Origin of the sequence: Gracilimonas mengyeensis, assembly GCF_900182705.1 — a bacterium.
Classification (GTDB): domain Bacteria; phylum Bacteroidota; class Rhodothermia; order Balneolales; family Balneolaceae; genus Gracilimonas; species Gracilimonas mengyeensis.
In genome coordinates this window covers 132,446-153,728 of record NZ_FXTP01000015.1, presented here as the reverse complement: position 1 = coordinate 153,728, position 21,283 = coordinate 132,446, and the positions used below count along the sequence as shown (strand labels likewise).

The following is a 21,283-nucleotide window of genomic DNA, read 5'->3' as shown; positions in this document are numbered from 1 at the left end:
TGGCTTCTGAAATTTTTGAACGCTTATAATACTTGTTAACCATTGTATAGCAATATGTTACAAACAATCATAACATGCTATACTTCATAAGACCCATATCTAATATGAACTATCAGTACACTCTGCCCGTTAGTACTGACGATTCTTAAACCAGGACAATCACAGTAAGTATGCAATGTTTTGTTTCCTCTCAAAGGCTGTTAGTCATCGCTATTTTTATTTTTCTGAGTCTTATTTCTGCGGACGTGTATGCCCAAAGCAGCTCTGCCAATGAGGCTTCACTTGAATCTATTTTTGAACAGGCTGAGGAAATTTCTTCACTACGCAGCGTACTCATTCAGCAAAACGGAGATCTGCTGGGTGAAGAATACTTTCGTAACGCCACCCCGGATCACCCCTACAACATCAAATCAGCGTCTAAAAGCGTTATAAGTCTGCTTACGGGTATTGCTGTAGATCAGGGAGAAATCTCCATTGACGAAACATTGGACGATTACTTCCCGGAGTATTTTGACCAGAATCCAGATTCTGTCAAAGCAAATATCACTATCCGGCAGTTACTATCCATGCAGGCGGGACTGGAAACCACCAGTTTTTACAACTACGGCCGCTGGGCCATCAGTGACAACTGGGTGGAGTTTCAGCTTGATCAACCCATGACGGAAGAACCGGGCGGCAAGATGGTGTATAGCACAGGCATTTCGCACCTGCTTTCAGTAATCATCACTAAAGCCAGTGGTATGAGCACCCAACAATTTGCCAACCGTTATTTATTCGATCCGCTGGATATTCAACCCGGTGGCTGGGACCGCGATCCTCAGGGTTACTACATGGGCGGCAACAACCTCGCGCTCACTCCACAAGCACTCCTGAAAATTGGTCAGCTGATGCTGAATGGCGGCGAGTACAACGGGCAGCGCATCGTTTCTAAAAAATGGGTTCGCGATTCTTTTGGCAGCTACACCCGCAGTAACTTCAATCCCTACAACTACGGGTATATGTGGTGGAACCGTGAAGTAGGTGGGCAACAAGTGTTTTTTGCCTGGGGATTTGGCGGCCAATATATCTTTATGATACCTGAGCTGGATGCCGTTGTGGTTATGACTTCCTTTCTTGACCGGGCTACCCAGCGGCGCACTTATAAAGAGCCTGTTTTCACTTTGCTTGAAGAAAGTATCCTCCCTCTGCTGGAACAGCAATCCTTATAAAATCCTAATATTAGTTTTTGTAACAATTCATGGTCGCTTAACTCTTTTCTAAAGGATCTGCTACAAAATATTTAGCGAAAACAATCGATCCTTTGGGAATATAAAGAGCGCACCATGTACAAGAATTATTTTAAGATTGCCATCAGGGATTTATTAAAGAACAAAGTCCACTCCATCATCAACATTTTGGGACTTGCCATAGGTTTAGCTACCTGTATGTTGATCCTGATCTTTGTGTTTAACGAATGGAGTTACGATCAATTTAATACTAAATCCGACCTCCTGCATCGCCTGGTTCAAACAACTGTATCTACCGAAAAAAATGAGGATCAGGCCAGCACGCCCTTTCTGCTTGGTCCGGTGCTGGAAGCTGAATATCCCGATCAGATAGAAGCAACCGTACGTTTTTACAATCTGGAGGAACCTACTCACACCATCCTGAACCGTGAAGAAGAATTCTCTTATACCGAAAGCAATCTCTTTTTTGTGGATTCCACTTTCTTCGAAGTTTTTACCACTGAAATGCTGCAAGGGAACCCGGAAGAGGCTTTGAAAAACCCTTCTTCGCTGGTGATTAGTGAAGATATCGCAAAAAAATATTTTGGGAATGAGAATCCAATCGGGCAGACACTTAACTACCGCGGCATACAAGACCTGACCGTAACCGGGGTAATGGCCAACTGGCCCGAAGAATCCCACATGGACCTCGAGCTGCTTATCTCTTTTTCTACCCTGAATGAGATTTATGGAAGCAGTCCCGATTATGATCAAAGCTGGCACTGGAATCCAGTCTGGACCTACACCCTTCTTAAGGAAGGAACAGAGATAGAGCCTTTACAGGCGCAGTTCGCTTCCATCGCAGAGAACTATTATTACGCCTATCCCGGCTGGCCCTCCGACCAAACCGTAGACATAACGCTACAGCCAGTAACCGATATTCACCTGCATTCAAGCCGCGACAACGAAATGGCAACCAACGGTTCCGCCACCTACGTCAACATTCTGCTGGCGGTGGGCATCTTCATCCTGATCATTGCCTGCATTAATTTCATGAATTTATCTACGGCACGCTCAGCTGAACGTAGCCGCGAAGTAGGCATTCGCAAAGTGCTTGGCGGGCACCGATCGCAATTGTTCTACCAGTTTATTGGGGAATCTTTCCTGATCACTCTGTTATCAATTTTTGTAGGCGTAGCTCTCGTATTCCTTCTGGTACCCTATTTCGGGGAAATCGTTGACAGGGACTTATCTTTCAGCTTATTTCAAAATCCATACATCATTCCGGGATTGTTTCTTCTTGCTGTGATAACCGGTTTATTCTCGGGCTCCTATCCTGCCCTGTACCTGTCTTCCTTCAAACCTTCGCATGTATTGAAAGGCAATGGATCAAATGGCAGAAATGGAACTTTGCTGCGCAAGTCGCTGGTAACCTTTCAGTTTACCCTTTCGGTGATCTTGATTATCGGCACCCTGGTGATTTACAATCAGCTACAATACATCCAAAACAAAGATTTGGGATTTGATGAAAATCAGGTACTTATACTCCCCACCAAACAGAATTTGATTGCCTGGGAGTTCAGCACTTTTAAAGAGCAGGCTTTGTCAAACGCACAAATACAATCGGTTGCCGGTATTGGTAAAATCATTGGAAATGAGAAACAGGAGTATTACCGTTTTGTGCCAGGTGGTACAGTTGAGGGTGCCGATGGAACCAACCAGGCATTATTTGTGACGCATGATTTTGTGGAGACTTTTGATCTGGAAATACTGGCCGGACGAAGCTTCTCCAAAGAATTTGCGACGGATGAAGAAAGTGCTGTACTCATCAATGAGAAAATGCTCCAACGGCTTGGTTTGGAATCTCCGGATGAAGCCATTGGCCATGAATTTTACTTCTACACGTCCAGCAATGAACGCGAGACCTACCAGGTGGTTGGTGTGGTCAATAATTTCAACTACACCTCCATCAAAAAGGAAATTGAACCGCTGGTAATTGGTGTTGTTGAAGATACCCGGCGTATACTCGGAGCCATTGAATACACTGCTGTGGAAATTGCAGGCGGGGATGCCTCCGGGGCTATTGCCCATTTAGAAAGCGTTTGGGAGGAAGTAAACCATGTCGATCCTTTCGAATACCGTTTCCTGGACCAGGAACTGGAACAAGTATATAAAACCGAAACCGTAATGAGCTCTATGGCTACCAGCTTTACCATTTTGTGTATCATTATTGCCTGTATGGGCCTGCTTGGTTTGGCCTCTCATTCTGCGCAGTTAAAAAGGCAGGAAATCGGCATTCGAAAAAGCTTGGGAGCCAGTATCAGCTCTATCGTAGGGTTGCTTTCAAAAGAATTTATCTGGCTGGTGGCATTGGCTAATTTAATTGCCTGGCCGGTCGCCTGGTATTTTGCCAACAGCTGGCTACAGAATTTTCCTTACCGGTTTGATATCACTACCCAGCTCCCCCTTATCTTCATCGGGTCCGGGATGTTGATACTTCTCATTGCCATGGTTACCGTAAGTTTCCATGCCATGAAAGCGGCTAACTTAAATCCGGTAGAAGCTATCCGAAGTAAAAATTAAAAAGAGTTCGATATAAAAAACCCGCAAAAGCTTGGTGCCCTGCGGGTCATAAATATGGTTAGCTAATGATTGATTACCAGATAGTTGTACACCGTATGTTCCAGTAACCACTCAGTCAATGGTTAAAACAGGCTATTTTTTCGTTTCAAATCCTGCTTTGGCCAGCTCTTCAAAACCACCTACATTAAACACGTTTTCGAAACCGGCATCTTTCATCATACGCGCAGCCTGACCACTTCTGTTGCCTGAGCGACAATACAAGTAATAGGTTTTGTCTTTGGGCAACTCATCAAGCTGTGCTTTAAAATCACCATTCATCAAATCATATTGGTGATCTACTTCCGCCAGATGTCCTTCTTCAAACTCACCTTCGGTGCGTACGTCAATGATTACTCCGGGGTGATTGGCTCTCTTCTCTTTGAATTCTTCCGTGCTAATATCAATGCTCATGGATTGTGTTCCTTTTTCTTCTGTTTGATTGTTAAGTAGAGTGAACAGGCCAAAACCTGCGATCAAAAAAATTCCAGCAAGTAAAATCGGTTTCTTCATAAGGCCGCTGCTTTTCATTTACCGTTTATGATAATTTCTGCGTGGCAAAAATAAGGCTAAAGTGGATATCATCACAATAAATAACTGGTCTTGTGGTGCTTGTGATGAATAACACAAACTGTGCCATATTTCATCAATTCTCACACATTGGTTTGAACCGGGGAATAGTCATGATCTTTCTCGTGTCCTTTTTTCCAGGCATCGATCGCATCGGCCACATCAAAGTAGAAGTTTTCGATACTGAGTCCATCGGTAATGCCGCTGATCTTCAGCTTATCACGCACCGGACCAATAGCGCCGGCAAAGTAAAGTTCGATGTCTTCCTTCTCAAGATCTTTAATCAATTCTTCCAGTGCATGTACGCCGGTAGAATCAACGCTGTTCATCGCGGAGGCATCCAACACTACCAATTCAAGAGCCTCGCCTTTCTTGGCAATCAGCTCGTCAATAGTGGAACGAAAGTGTTCTACATTGGCAAAATAGAGCTCTGAATCAAAGCGGTAAACCAGGATTTCCTTCTCTGTTTTCGCCTTGTCATACCGGTTGATGTTGCGGAAGTTCTTGGTTTCCCCCAAACGCCCCAATTCAGTGCTGTGAGGTTTGGTACTGTTGTATATCACCATAACCAATGAAAGCACTACGCCAATACCGATACCCTCTTCTATGCCTAACGAGAGTGTTGCAATGAAGGTAACCAACAACATCGACAGGTCCTTTTTGTCGGTTTTCCAGAGATGTTTCATTTCGTGTGAGTCAAACAACCCAGCTACCGCCACAATAATGATGGAACCTAATACGGCTTTGGGCAGATAATAGAACAGCGGGGTCAAAAACAGCACCGTCAACGCTATAATTACCGCACTGATAATGGAGGCCATGCCCGTGCTGGCGCCTGCCTGATCATTCACAGCCGTCCTTGAAAATCCTCCTGTTGTGGGATAAGCTTGAAACAAAGCCCCTCCAATATTGGCCACGCCCAGTCCAATCAATTCCTGATTCGGATCCACTTTATAACCGCGTTTATTGGCTATGGCTTTGGCTACAGCAATGGATTCCATATAACCCACCAGCGATATCACAAGAATGGTAGGGAAAATGACCTTAAAATCAGCCCAGCTCATTGAGGTTAGCTCAAAACTTGGCAAACCCTCTGGAACCTGACCTACTATAGCCACACCTAATTCATGCAATCCAAACACATAGGTAACAATCGTTCCGAGACCTACTACTACCAGAGCAGATGGAAAAGTCTTCTTCCATTTTCTTAGCAGGATAATGGTGGCAATAGACCCAAAACCAATCAAAGCGGTAAAGGGCTCAATCTCACTTATTTTCTGTATAGTATTGATGACAATTTCGTGCACATAATTGGTACGGGGAATATCAATCCCAAGAATGCTCTTCACCTGGCTACCGCCAATAATTAACGCGGCGGCTGAAGTAAATCCACTTAACACGGGATGGGATAGAAAATTCACCAGGAAGCCCATCCTGAACAAGCCCATCAACAGCTGAAACACCCCAACGCCCATGGCCGCCATGATGGCAAGCTGAATAAAACGGGGACTACCTACTTCAGCAAGCTCACCCACGCCAGCCAGTACCAATAAAGAAACCATGGCTACCGGCCCTACAGCCAGCTGCCTCGAGGTGCCAAAAATGGCATACAAAATCAGCGGGACAATAGAAGCATATAACCCATAGATCGGTGGCAATCCGGCCAGCATGGCATAGGCCATTCCCTGCGGGATTAACATGATACCAACGGTGATACCGGCATTGATATCGCCTTTGGCATCGTCTCCGGAATAGGATTTTAACCAATCCAGGATCGGAATATATTTGGTTATAGATGACTTGGAGTTCATAGCATTAAGTGAATTTTGAATGGTGGGTTTTGGGGAAGTTCTTTCGAATAAGAGATACAATTATGGTTATTCTGCTCATTTCTAGCCATACTTTCCCCATTTACCCGCCATCCCTTTAGTCAATGTTCTTGTTTTTAACACCCACCGGACCTTTCATCTTCCGGCAGGTTGGGTTTTCGGGGTATGAATTTTGTCTTTAACAGATTTGTGATCATTGATTGCAAGCAGAGGCAAAGCAAATTTTTCGCCCCACTTGTCAATCTCTCACTCAATCAGGCCGTAGCGCCGGCCTTTTCCTTATAATTTTCAAAAGCATCGTCAATCAGGATTACCTCGTAGCCGTTGCGTTTTAAGAATGCTGATGCTACGGCTGAACGTCCGCCGGCCTGACAGTGCACTACCTGGGTTTTCTCTTTGTTGATTTCATCCAGGCGAGGCAGCAAGCGGGTATGTGCAATATTTTGTGCGCCGGGCACATTGCCTTCAGCAAACTCGGAAGCTTTACGCACATCCAGGATCTGGTAATCATCTTCACCGGTGTAAGCATCAATATCATCGAAAGTTTCTACTTTGATGCTATCCAATTCGCCATCATGTTCCGCGTAATGAGCCAGGTCGGTTGGGGTTACAAAACCAATCACGTTATCCAGCCCAATGCGATATAAATCACGGACGGCTTCATCCAATCTATGCTCCTCAACTACCAGGTAAATGGCCTCATCTTCAGTGATGTACGAGCCGGCCACTGTGTTAAAAGCCTTATTCAATGGGGATAACAAAGAGCCTAGTAAATGACCATCGGCAAAAGCGTCTCTTTCACGTGTATCAAGTACCGCTACTTCGGTATCACCTGCAAGTTTGCCAAGCTCTTTTAAGGTGAGATGTTTAGGCTTAGGTAGTCCTTTAAGCACTTTGGGGCCGGTTTTGTTATCTCGCTTCATGCGGGCAAAATATAACGGCGGTTCCGGCTGACCTTCCAGAATAAAGTTCACAAAGTCATCTTCAGAAGTAGCTGATTTTATAGATGCATTGTAGCGCAGCTCATAGCCAACGGTAGTTTCAGGGATTGCTCCCAAAGCTTTTCCGCAAGCACTTCCGGCTCCGTGCCCCGGCCAGATCTGCAGGTACTCGGGTACGTTTTTGAAATCTTCAACAGATTTAAAAAGCGTACGGGCTGAAGGCTCCATTACATCTTTTTGTCCCGCTGCAGATTCAAGCAAATCAGGGCGACCTACATCACCTACAAAAACAAAATCACCAGTGGCAATACCCATAGGCTCATCGGCAGCCGCACCATCTGTGATATAATAACTCAGGTGCTCGGGAGTATGCCCTGGCGTGTGCCATGCTTTAATGGTGATATTGCCAATTTTGAATTCATCGCCGTCATTAAGCAGCTCGTGCTCGTAGTCGCTGTCTTTCAGCCATTCATACTTCCAGTCTTTATCGCCTTCGTCTGAGGCATACACTTTCACACCTCGTTCGGCAAATTCCCGTAGTCCGGAAATGTAATCAGCATGGATGTGTGTATCAGCGGCCCCGACAATCGTAAGGTTTTGGCTGGCTGCGTGTTCAATATATTGATCAATGTCACGCATAGGATCGATTATCACCGCTGTTCCATTGGCCTGACATCCGATCATATATGCGTACTGTGCTAACTTGTCGTCAAAGAATTGTTTGAAATACATGAGTTTTCTCCTGTGTTGTGTTATTAAATATTCTTGGAATTCAGAACCCCGAACTCAGTATTCAGAATCATCTCTTCTGAGTTCTGACTCCTGGATTCTGAATTCTTCCCTGTCATTAATGAGGTAAAGAATCTCTAAGCAAACCATAAGCGTAGGTTCCTGCAATTGCTGACAAAATGGGAACAACCATTACCGTGATGCCACTGCCCAGCAGGGCAAACATTGGTCCCGGGCAGGCCCCTAACAATGCCCAACCCAGACCAAATATGCTTCCGCCGATGATGTATCGCTTCCATTGTGAAGCATCCTTGGGCGGAATAGTAATTGGGTTCCCTTTGTTGTCTTTTATGTTTTTACGTTTGATAATCTGTACCGAGATGATGCCAACTACTACAGCAAGGCCAATAATCCCGTACATGTGTATGGAATCGAACCGGAACATTTCCTGAATTCGAAACCAGGATACCACCTCAGATTTGATCAACACAAATCCGAAGGCTAATCCGATCAGTAAGTATTTGAGATATTCAAAAAATTTCATGGTGATGTTCTTTTCGATTACAGTATGAGTGGATAAATGAGATAGGTCATTAGCAAGCCGCCAATGAAGAAACCAATCACGGCCGTCAGTGAAGCCAGCTGCAAATCAGACAAACCCGATATGGCATGTCCGGAGGTACAACCGCCGGCATAACGGGCACCAAAGCCTACCATAAAACCACCTAATATTAATACGGTGAGTCCGGCTGGAGTGCCCAGGGCTTCCCATGAGATCAGATCATTTGGCACAAAACCACTGAAATCGGTTATGCCCAGTGCTTGTAAATCTGAAATAGTAGAAGCTGCCAGGTCAATGGGGTCAGGATTCACAAATACATATCCGCCCAGAAATCCACCTATTACCGAACCAATCAAAAAAGTCAGGTTCCAGTAGCCGGCTTTCTTCCAATCGTAATTAAAAAATTCAACATTGCCGAAATTACAGGCCGCACAGGCATGCCGTAGATTGGCAGACACGCCAAACATTTTCCCTCCCAGAATGAGAAGAACCGGCACCGTTAAGCCAATAATGGGCCCGGCAACGTACCAGGGCATCGGTTGATAAAGAATGTCCATCAGTATGTTTTAGTTTTAAATTGTTCGTTCATTTTTTTCTTCGCTTCAATGATAAAAGAGCTTATTGATTTGTAACAACATGTTATAACAAGTATATTCAGTTGTATTGAAAACCGGATTTTGTGGCATAGCAGAAATGCATCTTAAATCTCTGCATTAATAGTATTAACGGGATTTCATGCAGTGGCGTTTTGATACGCCTTAACTGTCCCCATAAAAGAACCCGCATAACATGGAACAACAAGCATCTAAACACGAGCAAGTTAAGCAACATTTGCACAAAGAAATCACCGAAGGCAATTATGAGCCCGGAGAGAAGCTTCCTTCGGAAAAAAGACTGTGTGATTATTTCAAAGTAAGCCGCGTCACTGTGCGCCATGCACTTCAAAACCTGGAGAACGATGGCTTCATCTACCGTAAGCAAGGTGTGGGCGCCTTTGTGAGTAATCAAAACTATAAAAGCAATTTGGTGCGCCTTACCGATTTCGCTGAAGACATGCGTCAGGCTGGATTACAAAGCAGTTCCAGGTTGATAGAACTCAAAAAAGTGGATCCTATAAAAGAAGTGAATGAAATCCTGGACATCCGTCCCGACATGAAGCTAATACAAGTTGACCGTGTTCGGCTGGGCAGTGGTAAACCTATAGCTTTTGATACTACCTGGCTACCTCCCGGCTATGGTCAACTGCTTTTTGATGAGGACCTGACTACTCAAACCATCTATAACATTATTGAAGAGAAATATGAGATCCCGATCAACGCAGGCAGCTACAGAATTACTGCGGCCAATGCTAACAAATTTATTTCTAAACATTTGAAACTATCCGAAGGCGATGCCGTACTGGAGATAGATAGGTGCTCGCGAACTACGGGCAACAAAAAAGTGTATTTCCAAAAACGATACTATAATCCTACACATGTATCTTATGTTATGGAACTCTCCCGAACGGATGAATCACAAGGGCCATCCAAACAAGGGCTGCCACTCAAAGAATTCTCTCCCAGGTTTGCTAAATAATGTTAAATGCACCATTTTTTTCATCACATAATAACCTTTCACTAATTGCTTAAACGCTATGAAAAATAACACAAGAACGTTTATGGGGACCTTCCTTTTGCTTCTGATTATGGGTGCTTTTTTTGCCCCTGCTCAGGCGCAGTATCTGGAAGAGTTTGAAGACAAAGTAACCGAGTTCACATTAGATAATGGCTTACACTTCATCGTTATAGAGAGACACGATGCACCCGTAGCCAGCTTTTACACTCATGTAGATGTGGGTGGAGCAAACGAACCGGTGGGGAACACAGGCATAGCTCACATATTTGAGCATATGGCCTTTAAGGGTACGCACTATATTGGCACCACAAACTGGGAAGAAGAGAAAAAAGTTATCGCAGCCATGGATCAAGCTTACCAAGAATGGCTGGCTGAAAAGTACAGTTCAAATCCTGATTCTTCCATCATGGAGGAAAAATGGGCTGAATTTGAGCAGCTGCAGGAAGAATCCAAGCAGTATGTAGTCAATAATGAGTTTTCCCAGATTATTGAACGCAACGGGGGCAGCGGACTTAATGCTTCAACCGGGGCCGACTTTACCAACTATTTTTACAGCCTGCCATCAAACCGGGCGGAGTTATGGTTTAACCTGGAAGCCGATCGTTTCAAGAATCCTACTTTCCGCGAGTTTTACGTAGAAAAAGAAGTAGTTCGTGAAGAACGACGAATGCGTACCGAATCAAGCCCGGTAGGCCGATTGGTAGAAGAGTTTTTAGCCGTGGCTTATACCGCACATCCTTATGGCCGCCCTGTAGTAGGCTGGGACTCTGACATCACTGCTACTACCATCGAAGATGCCAGAGATTTCTACGACACTTATTATGTGCCCAGCAATATCACCATTGCCATTGCCGGAGATGTAGAGCCTGATCGCATGAAGGAACTGGCAGAAACCTATTTTGGCGATTTACGTGAAGGCGAACCGGCCCCGCCCGTTACCACGCTGGAACCAGAACAACGAGGCGAACGCCGCTTTACGATCGAAGGAAATACCCAACCGATTATGTTGATTGGTTATCATGGTGTTTCTGAAAGTCACCCTGATTTTGAAGCCCTGAACCTTTTAGGGAATGTTATCTCCAGCGGCCGTACTTCACGCTTATATAAAAAGCTGGTAGATGAAGAGCAGCTGGCTTTACAAGTAGGTGCTTTCAATGGTTTCCCCGGCAGCAAATATGAAACCATGTTTCTAACGCTTGCCGTACCCAACATGGGCGTTGAACTTGACACCCTTGAAACGGCCGTTTACACTGAAATTGATGCTGTTAAAAACGGGGCACTTACTCAAGAAGAGCTCGACCGTGCCCGTACCAACATCCGCGCAAGCTTGATTCGTAGTCTTAATAACAATACCGGACTGGCCCGTAATTTTGCCAGTACCCACGCTACTCAAGGCGATTGGCGCGAAGTTTTCCGCCGTCTCGATCGCATCCAGCAGGTTACTCTTGAAGACTTGCAGCGCGTTGCCAACGAGTATCTCTCCAAAGACAATCGCACCGTAGGCGCTACCGTACGAGCCGAATCCTGAGCAAAGACTTTAACAACAAAACCATTTTATTATGAAACGTTTACTTTTATTCACTTTTATGGTGCTTTTGGTGCTACCACTTAGCGCCCAAAAACGATACGATGAAATCGAGTATCCGGAGATGAATCCGATTAATATGCCCGAGGTCGAGGAGTTTACCCTCGATAACGGCGTAACTTTCTTCCTGGTGGAAGATCACGAACTGCCCCTCATCAACGTACGTGCTACCATACGCACGGGCGAGCTGCTGGAACCTGCCTCTAAAGCAGGACTTGCGAGTATTACCGGGGATGTTATCCGTGAAGGCGGTTCTGAAAACTATCCGGCTGACGAGCTGAATGCTTTACTCGAAAATCGAGCAGCAAACATGTCAACCTTTATTGGGTTTAACTCCGGCTCAGCACAGCTGAATGTACTGAAAGAAGATTTTGATGATCTGCTTCCCGTTTTTGTGGATGTCCTTCAAAATCCGGCCTTTCCTGAAGACAAGATCGAGCTGGCTAAAACCCAAACCAAAAGTGCCATCTCTCGCCGTAACGACGAGCAGTCTCAGGTTGGTTTCCGGGAATTTAGCAATCTCATTTACGGGGACAACTCCGTATACACACGTCAAACCGAGTACGCTACAGTTGACAATATCACCCGAGAGGACATGGTCGATTTTCACGACAATTACTTTGTTGCCAACAATATGACGGTTGGTATTATCGGTGATTTTGACACTGATGAGATGAAGCAAAAGCTTCGGGAAGCTTTTGGTAGTCTGCCTGCCGGCAAAGAAACCAACATGGTTTTCCCTGAAGTAGATTATGAGTATCCCTCAACCATTAACTTTGTAAACAAAGAAAATGTAAACCAAAGTTTTGTAGTACTGGGTCATATCGGTGGTTTGCGTGAAAATCCCGATTACCCTGCACTGCAGGTGATGAATGAAGTACTGGCCGGTGGTTTTTCCGGACGCCTTTTCCAGGAAGTTCGTACAAACCTTGGTCTTGCTTATTCGGTAGGTGGCAGTTACGGTGCTAATGTAAATTACCCCGGTGTATTCCGCCTCATCACCATGACCAAAAGCTCTACAACCGCTGAAGCTATTGATGCTATCCTGAAGGAAGTAAAACGCCTGCAAGAAGAGCCTATCACCCAAGAAGAGCTTGAATTAACCAAGGATCAGTTTTTAAACTCCCTGGTATTCCGGTATGATAGTAAGTCCAAAATTCTGAACGAGCGCATTGATAACGAATACCTGGGGCTTTCTCCCGATGCTTTTGATGAACTCGTGGAAGGCATCAAAGCCACCACCATTGAAGATGTACAGCGCGTAGCCCGGGAGTATCTCAAGCCTGAACAAGTGCAAATTCTGGTAGTTGGTAACGAGGATGAAATCGGTGATCAGTTACAGAAATATGGCAATGTAAACAAAGTGGACATTTCTATCCCCGAGCCTCCTTCAGATGAAGAAGAAGTAGCAGGTGATGCGGCCCAAGGAGGCGAATGGCTGGAAAAAATGGCTGATGCTGTTATTGAGCCCGGTACCGACATGGGACCCATTTTTGTGGAAAGCGTAATCACCCAACAAACCCAAATGGGACCCATGGAGATTACCAGCACGGCCATTACCAACTATGACGACTACTCCTCCGAGCGCACCATGCAAACCCCGCAGGGCGAAATCCAAATGAAGATTGAAAACGGCGGCGGTACTATGAGCATGATGGGGCAAGAACGTCCGCTACCTCCTCAAATGGCCACACCGGTTACCAACGAGATGAAGCGTAACTATATCGCCATTGCTCTTAATAAAGACGAGTTGGAAGCTGAGTATCTTGGTTCTGAAACCGTAGATGGTGAAGAGCTGGAAGTAATTCGTATTAAAGGTGACGTAACTGTTACCTACTTGCTTGATGCAGAATCAGGCTTACCGGCACGTGCACGCTACTCTGAAATGAATCCTCAGACCGGCCAACGTAGCCAGGCTGAAAGTGTATTCTCTGACTGGGAAGTGGTAGATGGTGTTGCTCTGGCTTATACTACCGTTACTTATGTTGATGGCGAAGAAGCCGCTACCCAAAAAGTAGAAAGCCACTCCATTGAAGATTAAGCTTTAGAAAAAGCGTACGATAACTATATCCCGTATGGTGTTTCATCATACGGGATTTTTTTTATAGCTGAATTCAGCTACTTTAGAGTAAGAGAATTTAAATAAACCACTATTATCATGTCTGTCTGGGATAAAGAGTACCCTTCAAAGTCGGAATATGCCCATTTCTATGCCGATTATATTGCGAACGTACCCAAAGCAAATATCATCGAAAGCCTGAATTCTCAGATGCATGAGATGTACACGTTCATCAATGCCATACCGGGAGACAAAGCCTTTTACACCTACGAAAAAGGAAAATGGACCATCAAACAAATTATCGGGCACATCATTGAAACCGAACGGGTATTTGGATTCCGTGGGCTGGCTTTCTCACGTCGCGATCCCAATCCTTTGCCCGACATGGATCAGGACCGGTACGTCAAATTTACCAATCACAACAGTCGCACCATTCAGAATTTAGCCAATGAGTATTTGGCCGTCCGCATTTCTACCATTCACCTGTTCCAGAACATGACCAAAGAGATGATATCTCTGAAAGGCACGGCCAGTGGTTTTGAGTTTACTGTCAGGTCCATACCCTTTATTATTGCCGGACACGAGTTGCATCACAAAGAAATAATCCGCACAAAATACTTATAGAGAGTACATCAGTTAATAGTATTCAAGATATTTATAGCAATAAATCTATTGATAGTGGGTTTTGAGGTCATCCCTGCGAAGGCAGGGATCCAATTATTGCCAGTTTGTAAATGATTGGTACTAAAAACTGGCTTTAATCATTTTTCGGTAAGTACACGATAAACTCACTGCCTTTCCCTTCCTCGCTGCACACCTCAATTTCGCCGTTGTGTGCTTTCAGCATATCGGCAATTAACAGCATGCCCAATCCGGTTCCCTTCTCGTTGCTGGTACCTGAACGTTTGGGTCGATCAGTTGGATCAAAAAGCTTTTCTTTTACCTTCTCCGACATCCCAATACCGTTATCTTTTATGCTGATCTTTACGATATCACTTTTTTCTTGTAGTGACACATGAATCGTTTCTCCGGCTTCAGAAAACTTGATAGCATTTGACAACAAGTTTCTAAGTACGGTTGCTATCATATTCTGATCGGCCCTGATCATGCATTTCTCAGGAAGGTCTGAGTCAATCTTTAGCTCTTTCTTTTGAATACTGACCGTAGAAAGCTGTAATGTTTTCTGTATTTCATTGGCCAAATTAAACAGACTAAATTCAGGATCAATATCATCTTTCTGTATCCTGATCCAGTTAAGCAGGTTTTCCAATAGTTCATAGGTACCACGGGAAGAGGATTCTGCAAGCGTCAGTTTCTTCAAAATGTCTTCGTCGTCCGTGATCTCCCCCACTTCCTTATTTATAAGCTGCAACAAACCATTTATACCGTAAAAAGAACCTTTCAAATCATGGGCGATGATCGAGTACAATTTATCCCGGTTATCGGTAAGCTTTCTCAGTTTTTCATTCTGCTCTTTTATATTCAGCTCATAATTTTTTTGCAGGGTGATATCCTGAAAAGTTCCCCTAAGCCTGTAAGCTTTCCCGTCAATAAATTCTGCCTGACCTATAGCACGTATCCATCGCCTGTTGCCTTTGTTGGTTACAAAAGGCAATTCTAAGTCATAAGAATCTCCGGTTTTGATCACCCTTTCAATATTGTTTTCCAGGATTTTACGGGCTTCTCCCGGAAAAAAACTGAGGCCGTCCTCCACACATAACTCTGTACCAACAGGAACTTCATGAATATGGTACACTTCATCGGTCCACAGTAGCCTTTCCGATTCAATCTCATATTCCCATCCCCCAACATTGGCCATTTCCTGAGCCTGCGAGAAAAGCATTTCAACTCTCTTCCGGTCCGTGATATTTCGAGAAACGGTTTGTAAGTGAATAACCTCGCCTGCATCATTTGTAATTACTTCAGTAGAGGTATCAAACCAGATGTAATTGCCGTTCTTCTTTCTAATACGATAGTGTAGACTACCAGTCTGCTTACCTTCTTTAATAGCTGGTTTATGGGATTGCTCTTCTACTAATTTCCGATCTTCCGGATGAAACAAAGCATAAGGATATGTTCCTATGAGTTCTTCGGGCGTATAACCTAAAATCCTGGTTACGGAAGGCGATACAAACTTGTAGGTACCATCCGGCTCATGCAGGCAAATCAGATCTGCTGAATTTTTTGCCACCAGCTCATAAAGCTTTTTACTTTCCTGAAGTTCAGCTTCTATCTGCTTCCTTTTTAAAACCCCGCCCAACCATTCTGCCAATAATTTTATCAGGTTTTTGTCTTCGGGGATGAAACCACCCTCTTTTGGCTCTGAGCTGGAGAAATTTAACGTCCCAAATAACTCACCGTTAAGATATACTTTGGTTCCGATATAAGATTCCAGTTCAAATACATCATAACAAGGATGCATGTTCCACTCACTATCTGCCATATGCGATATAGCCAGCGGCTCATATTGCCTCAGGGTTATATCGCAATAGGTTTCACCCAGCGTAAATTGCTGTCCGGGGCTAAGTGACTGGTCTTGGGTATAGCAATATTCTACAGTGTAGGCGCTACCATTAATCTTGCTGATAATGCCAACCTCTAATCCCAGTAGTCTCGTCGTATGTTTGAGAGCTTCGTTAATCTGTTGCTCAAGGGTTGAGTCTTTCTGCGAAATAATTTTGTATAGCAGCTCTTCCCTTTTTTGAGCTTCTCTTGGATTTTGAAGCTTTATCCCTGCCTTAAAATCTGAATTCATCTAACATTAAATTTTTCTAAAGATAATTCTACTATCCCTAAAAATCTAAAATGTAGTGGAAAATCCTCCTTTTCAGGCTGGCTCAGGATGCCATAAGGGTGTATAACTATTTATTTCTACAGCGTCTATAATTTTTCTGGCTAATTCTTTTTCATCCGATATTTCTGTCAACCTGGGGGCTGACTTCTCTCTTAACCAGCTTTTTACCTTTTGAGTAAAGTCTTCATCAATATCAAAAACCACCGTAGCGCCCAATTTTTCCAAAGCTGCGGCATTGCACAGTTGCTCATACTGATTCTTGATGGGAATGCTCAACAGTCTTTTCCCCAGGTACAATGCCTCTGAGGTAGTCTCAAATCCGGCAGCGGTCATCACTCCTCTGCAACTTTCGAGGCTTTCCAAAAACCGGTCTTTACTCACCGGGTATAAATGTACGTTCTCCATATGCTGTGCTCGGCTTACCCCGGGAGCGAAGATATGCCAATCCACCTCTCTCATATTTATGAATATAGAAGCCAGGCGGAAAGCTTCAAAGGCCGGCAGGTACACCGTGACGTGATCTTCTTCCCTGGGATTTAAATTCAATATATGTCTCCGGATGATGGGAGGTTCGATGGTATCGTCGTAGCGTAAATAATGGGAGCCCACTACTGCAGAAGCCGGGGCAAAAAACTTCAGCAATTGCTCTGCGGGTAAAGATCGTTTAGCGGGGCGCGGTGTTTTTGGGGATAGAAATGAGGCCTGATGGCTAATGGCTACACAGGGAATACCCGCCCACTTTGCCGCCCAAGCCGATACAGGTTCAAAATCGTTGATCACTAAATCATAATCCTGAACCGGTAATGCATGCGCATCTTTCAAAAATCTTAGGGGCTGTAATTTTTTAATAGTCTGCCACCAGTCTACCCCTCCGCTGTTATCATAAGCCAGGCTAAACCCCCTGGCCTCATAATCCAGCCCGCCTTCCAGTGGCATATTGAAATTATAGCCGCTCATCATTGCATCAACTTGAGCATGCTCCCGCAAGCGGGGAAGCAGTACTTTGGCCCGGCTAATGTGTCCGTGACCGGTTCCCTGTATGCCGTACAAAATTTTCATCCTATCATCACCCTGTGGCCATGTGTATGAGATTTCATCAGCAACTTAAGCCGATGGTTATTTTGCAACAACACATCATCCTGGTATCGGTAGAGGCTCCATTCGTTGCCATCAAACTCGAGAGCGGTAAGGTTCTCCACCCAGTCGCCGGAGTTCAAATAAATTACCGAGCCGCTGTCGTTTTCATACCCGCGAATTTTGGGTTGATGGATGTGTCCGCACACCACGTAATCATAGCCCTCTTCAATGGCCAGTTCCATGGCCGTCACTTCAAAATCATCAATAAAATTAACCGCTTGCTTTACGCTGTATTTTATTTTTTTGGATAGAGAGAACTTGCCATACCCAAACTGCATGGACAAGTAATTCATCCACCGGTTCAACAAAATCAGTAACTCATAGCCCTTCCCTCCAAGTTTGGCAATCCACTTACTATGCTTCATGGTGATGTCAAAAATATCACCGTGAAAAAACCAAACCTGCTCCCCATTCAGCTCCAGTACCAGTTTATCCCGAATAAACAGCGGGCCCAATTGCAGGCTGGAAACCTTACGCAAGATTTCATCATGATTGCCCGTCAGGTAATAGATATCCGTACCATTGGTCATCATGGTGATGAGCGTACGGATAACATGCATGTGGGCTTCCGGCCAGTAGTATTTACGGAAGTTCCACATATCAATAAAATCACCGTTTAAAATTACCCGTTTGGGGTTGATGGAGTTTAGGTATTGCACCAACTCCACAGCATGGCAACCCACGGTGCCAAGGTGCACATCCGATAGCACCACGGTATCAATAGTTCTTTTCATAGCCTGATGATCTGTTTATCCTCAAAAAAGGCTATATATGTTACCGTAGCTTAGCGAGAGTGTTAACGATTAGTTAGCGAATTATGAATTCTAAATGAAAAACCAGTAATTCAGGCTGTTCCTATACTCATTATCACTTTTATTAAAAGAATACAGTGTTGGCTGTATAAAGCATTGAGTTCAATATTTAAAAATCGGAAACCCTATGAGCGAGCAAAAGATTGTACATATCCATATCCCCAAAGATGAATTATACACTACCACCCTTACCGCCGGTAAGCATGAATTAATTTCGGATGAACCGGAAAATGTGGAAGGCGGAACAGACCAGGGCCCCGATCCCTACGATTACCTGCTCATGGGCCTCGGGTCCTGCACACTTATGACGATAAAAATGTATGCCAAACGCAAAGAATGGAAACTCGGAGACATCTTCCTGGAACTTCGCCACAATAAAAGACATGCGGAAGACTGCGCCAATTGTGAAGATCCGGAAAGTAAAATTGATGTGATTGAAAAAGAATTAATCATCAAAGGGGACCTTACAGATGAACAACGTGAAAAGCTGCTGGATATCTCTAAAAAGTGCCCGGTGCACCGCACACTGCAAAGCGATATCACCATAGAAAGCATGCTGAGCAAAGAACACTAACCAAAAATCGAAATGTTATACCTTTCAAGGTTCGATGTTCTTTGTTGGCTGTTCATCATTCTTTTCCTTTCCTTTTACCGGATTCCTCATCATATTAGCCGACAGCAATCAGTCAATGCCTTAGCGCTGAACGCGTTGGGAATGTATTTACGAGATTTATCCATTATGACGTCATCTGCACTTCGGATTCTGAATAACGCCATTTTTGAAGCTCAAACCTGGAAACCAGGTCGCTCTCGCAATGCTCTCGAAAACGATTTTTATCAGCTCATGCTCAGTGGCCCCTCTTTAGATGAGCACCAGGAACTATGGCATGAGTTTCGCCAGGCTCTGGCTGAAAATCCCCATCTGAAAGACAAAGACTTAAGGGAATTTCTTACCAGACCGAACTATGCCAGGGAAGGCTATTGGTGGTTTGATCCGGAAGAATGGAGACTTTGAGGTTTTAGGTGTTAGTTTTTAGGTGTGAGGTGTTAGGTTTTAGGTGTTAGTTTGGTTTTCTGGGGTGTAAGGCTTCTAAACCGCTGAATAGGTATACTACCGGGGCGTTCCAGTTGATGGTAATTTCATTGGTGGAATAGCTGCACCAGTCGTCTATAAAAGCCATTGCGGGATAGTGATTGGGATAGGCTTCCTCCCCGCAATCCTGGTTCATATTATTGGGGTTTGGGCCGCCGGAAACCAATCCGGGCACCGGGTCTTCAATGCCATCTGCCTCTGAAGGGCGATGGTGAATATTCATCACAGGCTTATCTCCAAAACCGGTGATGTAGCTGTAACCGGTGGGATTCAATCCTAATAAATAATCTGCCACGCGCAACGCAGATTCATAATATTGTTCGTCTCCAGTTAGCTGATAGGCTTGCAAAATGGCCATGCCCACATTACCGGCATGACCGTTGGAGCCCCAAAAGAAATCCTCATTTTCATATCCAAAGGGTGACCGGTAAGGAGCCGTTTCGCCCTCTTCTACCCGCTCATCAACTAATTCTAACAAGGTTTCCACCAAAGCTTCTTTGTCTTCCCCTGATATCTCCGGTAATGATTCACGGTGATGCACCAGCGAATACAAGCCAAGCGCCCGAACTCCACCCCACGACGGTATGTTGATATCGGCCTCCTTCCAGCCATCGGGATTGTAATACTGCGTGTCACCGGTAGTGATAAACAATTCAGCTCCCGCCCAAAAGCGTTCGTCTGAAACATCCCGGTCGCCGTAAGCGCCGGTTACCACATCCGGTTCGTATTCTTCATTCATATCCCATTGACGATACATTACATCCGGGTTTTCTTCAGCCCATTGCCACGCTTCTTTGGCTGCCGCCAGTGCAGAATCAGCAAATTCTGGCAAAAAGGGTTCATACACCCGGGCCACTTGTGCCATCATTGCGGCAAAATCAAGTGTAGCCGGAGTGTTTTTCATCACAACATATCGCTGACTGGTTGCCTCATCCGGCATCACCGCGCCCTCAAAACTGGCGGTTGTTAGTTTATGATACACGCCACCATCATTTGGATCTTGCATAGTCAGCAGCCAGCGAAGGTTCCACAACGACTCATCCAGTATATCCGGCAGATCATTATCACTTTCAGGGATGTTGATATCCTGTGCTTCAAAAAAATCGGGAAACTGTTCATACGCAAACAACAGCGTATAAGTACTGATTCCTGAATTCACCACATATTTGTTGTAATCGCCGGCATCATACCAGCCTTTTGGAGAGGAGATAATTGTACCTTCTGGTCGCTCTTCCGTTGCCGCTGAGGCATGTACCATCACAGCTGTATCCGGATGCCCGGCAGCACGTGCCCACTTCCCCGCATAGGCTTCCTCCAGCGGTGTAGAAGCCCGCATAAAATAGTACGCTTTGAGCACTCCATCCGTCACCGGTGCCAATACATCTTCTCCGATTTCAAAAGAAGGAGAGCTTTGTCCATTCACTTCAACTACATAGTTTCCCGGAGTGGTAAAGGCTGAGAAATCAGCTACTTTTACCTCCTCTCCGGATGGAATATTTCTACCTGCATCTTCCAGCTCTCCCTCAAAAACCACCGAGCCTCCTTCTGCTTTTTTAATCACAAAATCATTGGCGTCGGTATCCGGAACGATGGCATATTTCTCAGCCTCAGGATAATAACCTAGTTGGTTTACTTTTGGAGTTAGATCAGGCTCCGATTGGGTGGTAGCATCACAAGCTGTAAGCGTGATCCATCCGCCGATTATCACTAAAAAAAATATTTGGTATCGCATGG

General features: G+C 44.8%; 17 protein-coding genes. 8 read left to right on the top strand and 9 right to left on the bottom strand.

What is annotated here, in order from left to right:
• Positions 1 to 170: 170 nt before the first annotated feature.
• Both FN815_RS16110 and FN815_RS16105 read left to right on the top strand, forming a co-directional pair.
• The gene (locus FN815_RS16110) at positions 171 to 1,208 is read left to right on the top strand and encodes a serine hydrolase domain-containing protein (RefSeq protein WP_142455683.1); all 1,038 of its coding nucleotides are present in this window, start codon (positions 171 to 173) and stop codon (positions 1,206 to 1,208) included.
• 114 nt (positions 1,209 to 1,322) lie between these two features.
• A complete protein-coding gene (locus tag FN815_RS16105) occupies positions 1,323 to 3,788 on the top strand; it encodes an ABC transporter permease (protein ID WP_142455682.1) in 2,466 nt (821 codons plus the stop codon).
• Positions 3,789 to 3,920: 132 nt separating this feature from the next.
• Here FN815_RS16105 and FN815_RS16100 read toward each other — a convergent pair whose 3' ends face one another.
• From FN815_RS16100 to FN815_RS16080, 5 genes are all read right to left on the bottom strand, one after another.
• Positions 3,921 to 4,337 (bottom strand): rhodanese-like domain-containing protein, encoded by a 417-nt coding sequence (locus tag FN815_RS16100; protein ID WP_221930340.1) that lies wholly within the window; start codon positions 4,335 to 4,337, stop codon positions 3,921 to 3,923.
• A 140-nt stretch (positions 4,338 to 4,477) separates the two neighbouring features.
• On the bottom strand, positions 4,478 to 6,205 hold the full coding sequence (locus FN815_RS16095) for a SulP family inorganic anion transporter (RefSeq protein ID WP_142455681.1): 1,728 nt from the start codon (positions 6,203 to 6,205) through the stop codon (positions 4,478 to 4,480).
• Positions 6,206 to 6,477: 272 nt separating this feature from the next.
• Positions 6,478 to 7,896 (bottom strand): MBL fold metallo-hydrolase, encoded by a 1,419-nt coding sequence (locus tag FN815_RS16090; protein ID WP_142455680.1) that lies wholly within the window; start codon positions 7,894 to 7,896, stop codon positions 6,478 to 6,480.
• Between the two features lie 115 nt (positions 7,897 to 8,011).
• Positions 8,012 to 8,437: a DUF6691 family protein gene (locus FN815_RS16085; RefSeq protein ID WP_142455679.1), complete on the bottom strand. Its 426-nt coding sequence runs from the start codon at positions 8,435 to 8,437 to the stop codon at positions 8,012 to 8,014.
• Between the two features lie 17 nt (positions 8,438 to 8,454).
• Positions 8,455 to 9,012 carry a YeeE/YedE family protein gene (locus tag FN815_RS16080; protein WP_185957338.1) on the bottom strand — a complete coding sequence of 186 codons (558 nt, stop codon included), beginning with the start codon at positions 9,010 to 9,012 and terminating at the stop codon, positions 8,455 to 8,457.
• A gap of 232 nt (positions 9,013 to 9,244) precedes the next feature.
• Here FN815_RS16080 and FN815_RS16075 point away from each other — a divergent pair, with 232 nt between their 5' ends.
• From FN815_RS16075 to FN815_RS16060, 4 genes are all read left to right on the top strand, one after another.
• Positions 9,245 to 10,030 (top strand): GntR family transcriptional regulator, encoded by a 786-nt coding sequence (locus FN815_RS16075; RefSeq protein WP_142455677.1) that lies wholly within the window; start codon positions 9,245 to 9,247, stop codon positions 10,028 to 10,030.
• A gap of 58 nt (positions 10,031 to 10,088) precedes the next feature.
• Positions 10,089 to 11,597: a M16 family metallopeptidase gene (locus FN815_RS16070; protein ID WP_221930339.1), complete on the top strand. Its 1,509-nt coding sequence runs from the start codon at positions 10,089 to 10,091 to the stop codon at positions 11,595 to 11,597.
• Positions 11,598 to 11,628: 31 nt separating this feature from the next.
• Positions 11,629 to 13,695: an insulinase family protein gene (locus FN815_RS16065; protein ID WP_142455676.1), complete on the top strand. Its 2,067-nt coding sequence runs from the start codon at positions 11,629 to 11,631 to the stop codon at positions 13,693 to 13,695.
• Between the two features lie 117 nt (positions 13,696 to 13,812).
• Positions 13,813 to 14,337, top strand: a complete 525-nt coding sequence (locus FN815_RS16060; RefSeq protein WP_142455675.1) for a DinB family protein — start codon at positions 13,813 to 13,815, stop codon at positions 14,335 to 14,337.
• A gap of 133 nt (positions 14,338 to 14,470) precedes the next feature.
• On the opposite strand, the gene FN815_RS16055 is transcribed toward FN815_RS16060, so the two are convergent.
• From FN815_RS16055 to FN815_RS16045, 3 genes are all read right to left on the bottom strand, one after another.
• A complete protein-coding gene (locus tag FN815_RS16055; protein WP_142455674.1) occupies positions 14,471 to 16,468 on the bottom strand; it encodes a sensor histidine kinase in 1,998 nt (665 codons plus the stop codon).
• 72 nt (positions 16,469 to 16,540) lie between these two features.
• A complete protein-coding gene (locus FN815_RS16050; RefSeq protein WP_142455673.1) occupies positions 16,541 to 17,566 on the bottom strand; it encodes a glycosyltransferase family protein in 1,026 nt (341 codons plus the stop codon).
• Positions 17,563 to 18,378, bottom strand: coding sequence for a UDP-2,3-diacylglucosamine diphosphatase (locus FN815_RS16045; RefSeq protein WP_142455672.1), 816 nt, complete (start codon positions 18,376 to 18,378; stop codon positions 17,563 to 17,565). The genes FN815_RS16050 and FN815_RS16045 overlap by 4 nt, the downstream gene beginning before the upstream one ends.
• 205 nt (positions 18,379 to 18,583) lie before the next feature.
• Between FN815_RS16045 and FN815_RS16040 the strand changes: the two genes are divergently transcribed.
• Positions 18,584 to 19,030 carry an OsmC family protein gene (locus tag FN815_RS16040; protein WP_142455671.1) on the top strand — a complete coding sequence of 149 codons (447 nt, stop codon included), beginning with the start codon at positions 18,584 to 18,586 and terminating at the stop codon, positions 19,028 to 19,030.
• A 165-nt stretch (positions 19,031 to 19,195) separates the two neighbouring features.
• Positions 19,196 to 19,471: a hypothetical protein gene (locus tag FN815_RS16035; RefSeq protein WP_142455670.1), complete on the top strand. Its 276-nt coding sequence runs from the start codon at positions 19,196 to 19,198 to the stop codon at positions 19,469 to 19,471.
• Between the two features lie 46 nt (positions 19,472 to 19,517).
• On the opposite strand, the gene FN815_RS16030 is transcribed toward FN815_RS16035, so the two are convergent.
• Entirely contained in the window at positions 19,518 to 21,281 is a 1,764-nt protein-coding gene (locus tag FN815_RS16030) for a glycoside hydrolase family 9 protein (RefSeq protein ID WP_142455669.1), read from the bottom strand.
• Between the last annotated feature and the right edge of the window lie 2 nt (positions 21,282 to 21,283).

What these genes read in the sequence shown, in the direction of transcription:
- FN815_RS16110 (WP_142455683.1), top strand. Translation starts at nt 171, where the DNA reads ATGCAATGTTTTGTTTCCTCTCAAAGGCTGTTAGTCATCGCTATTTTT.
- FN815_RS16105 (WP_142455682.1), top strand. Translation starts at nt 1,323, where the DNA reads ATGTACAAGAATTATTTTAAGATTGCCATCAGGGATTTATTAAAGAAC.
- FN815_RS16100 (WP_221930340.1), bottom strand. Translation starts at nt 4,337, where the DNA reads ATGAAGAAACCGATTTTACTTGCTGGAATTTTTTTGATCGCAGGTTTT.
- FN815_RS16095 (WP_142455681.1), bottom strand. Translation starts at nt 6,205, where the DNA reads ATGAACTCCAAGTCATCTATAACCAAATATATTCCGATCCTGGATTGG.
- FN815_RS16090 (WP_142455680.1), bottom strand. Translation starts at nt 7,896, where the DNA reads ATGTATTTCAAACAATTCTTTGACGACAAGTTAGCACAGTACGCATAT.
- FN815_RS16085 (WP_142455679.1), bottom strand. Translation starts at nt 8,437, where the DNA reads ATGAAATTTTTTGAATATCTCAAATACTTACTGATCGGATTAGCCTTC.
- FN815_RS16080 (WP_185957338.1), bottom strand. Translation starts at nt 9,012, where the DNA reads ATGGACATTCTTTATCAACCGATGCCCTGGTACGTTGCCGGGCCCATT.
- FN815_RS16075 (WP_142455677.1), top strand. Translation starts at nt 9,245, where the DNA reads ATGGAACAACAAGCATCTAAACACGAGCAAGTTAAGCAACATTTGCAC.
- FN815_RS16070 (WP_221930339.1), top strand. Translation starts at nt 10,089, where the DNA reads ATGAAAAATAACACAAGAACGTTTATGGGGACCTTCCTTTTGCTTCTG.
- FN815_RS16065 (WP_142455676.1), top strand. Translation starts at nt 11,629, where the DNA reads ATGAAACGTTTACTTTTATTCACTTTTATGGTGCTTTTGGTGCTACCA.
- FN815_RS16060 (WP_142455675.1), top strand. Translation starts at nt 13,813, where the DNA reads ATGTCTGTCTGGGATAAAGAGTACCCTTCAAAGTCGGAATATGCCCAT.
- FN815_RS16055 (WP_142455674.1), bottom strand. Translation starts at nt 16,468, where the DNA reads ATGAATTCAGATTTTAAGGCAGGGATAAAGCTTCAAAATCCAAGAGAA.
- FN815_RS16050 (WP_142455673.1), bottom strand. Translation starts at nt 17,566, where the DNA reads ATGAAAATTTTGTACGGCATACAGGGAACCGGTCACGGACACATTAGC.
- FN815_RS16045 (WP_142455672.1), bottom strand. Translation starts at nt 18,378, where the DNA reads ATGAAAAGAACTATTGATACCGTGGTGCTATCGGATGTGCACCTTGGC.
- FN815_RS16040 (WP_142455671.1), top strand. Translation starts at nt 18,584, where the DNA reads ATGAGCGAGCAAAAGATTGTACATATCCATATCCCCAAAGATGAATTA.
- FN815_RS16035 (WP_142455670.1), top strand. Translation starts at nt 19,196, where the DNA reads ATGACGTCATCTGCACTTCGGATTCTGAATAACGCCATTTTTGAAGCT.
- FN815_RS16030 (WP_142455669.1), bottom strand. Translation starts at nt 21,281, where the DNA reads ATGCGATACCAAATATTTTTTTTAGTGATAATCGGCGGATGGATCACG.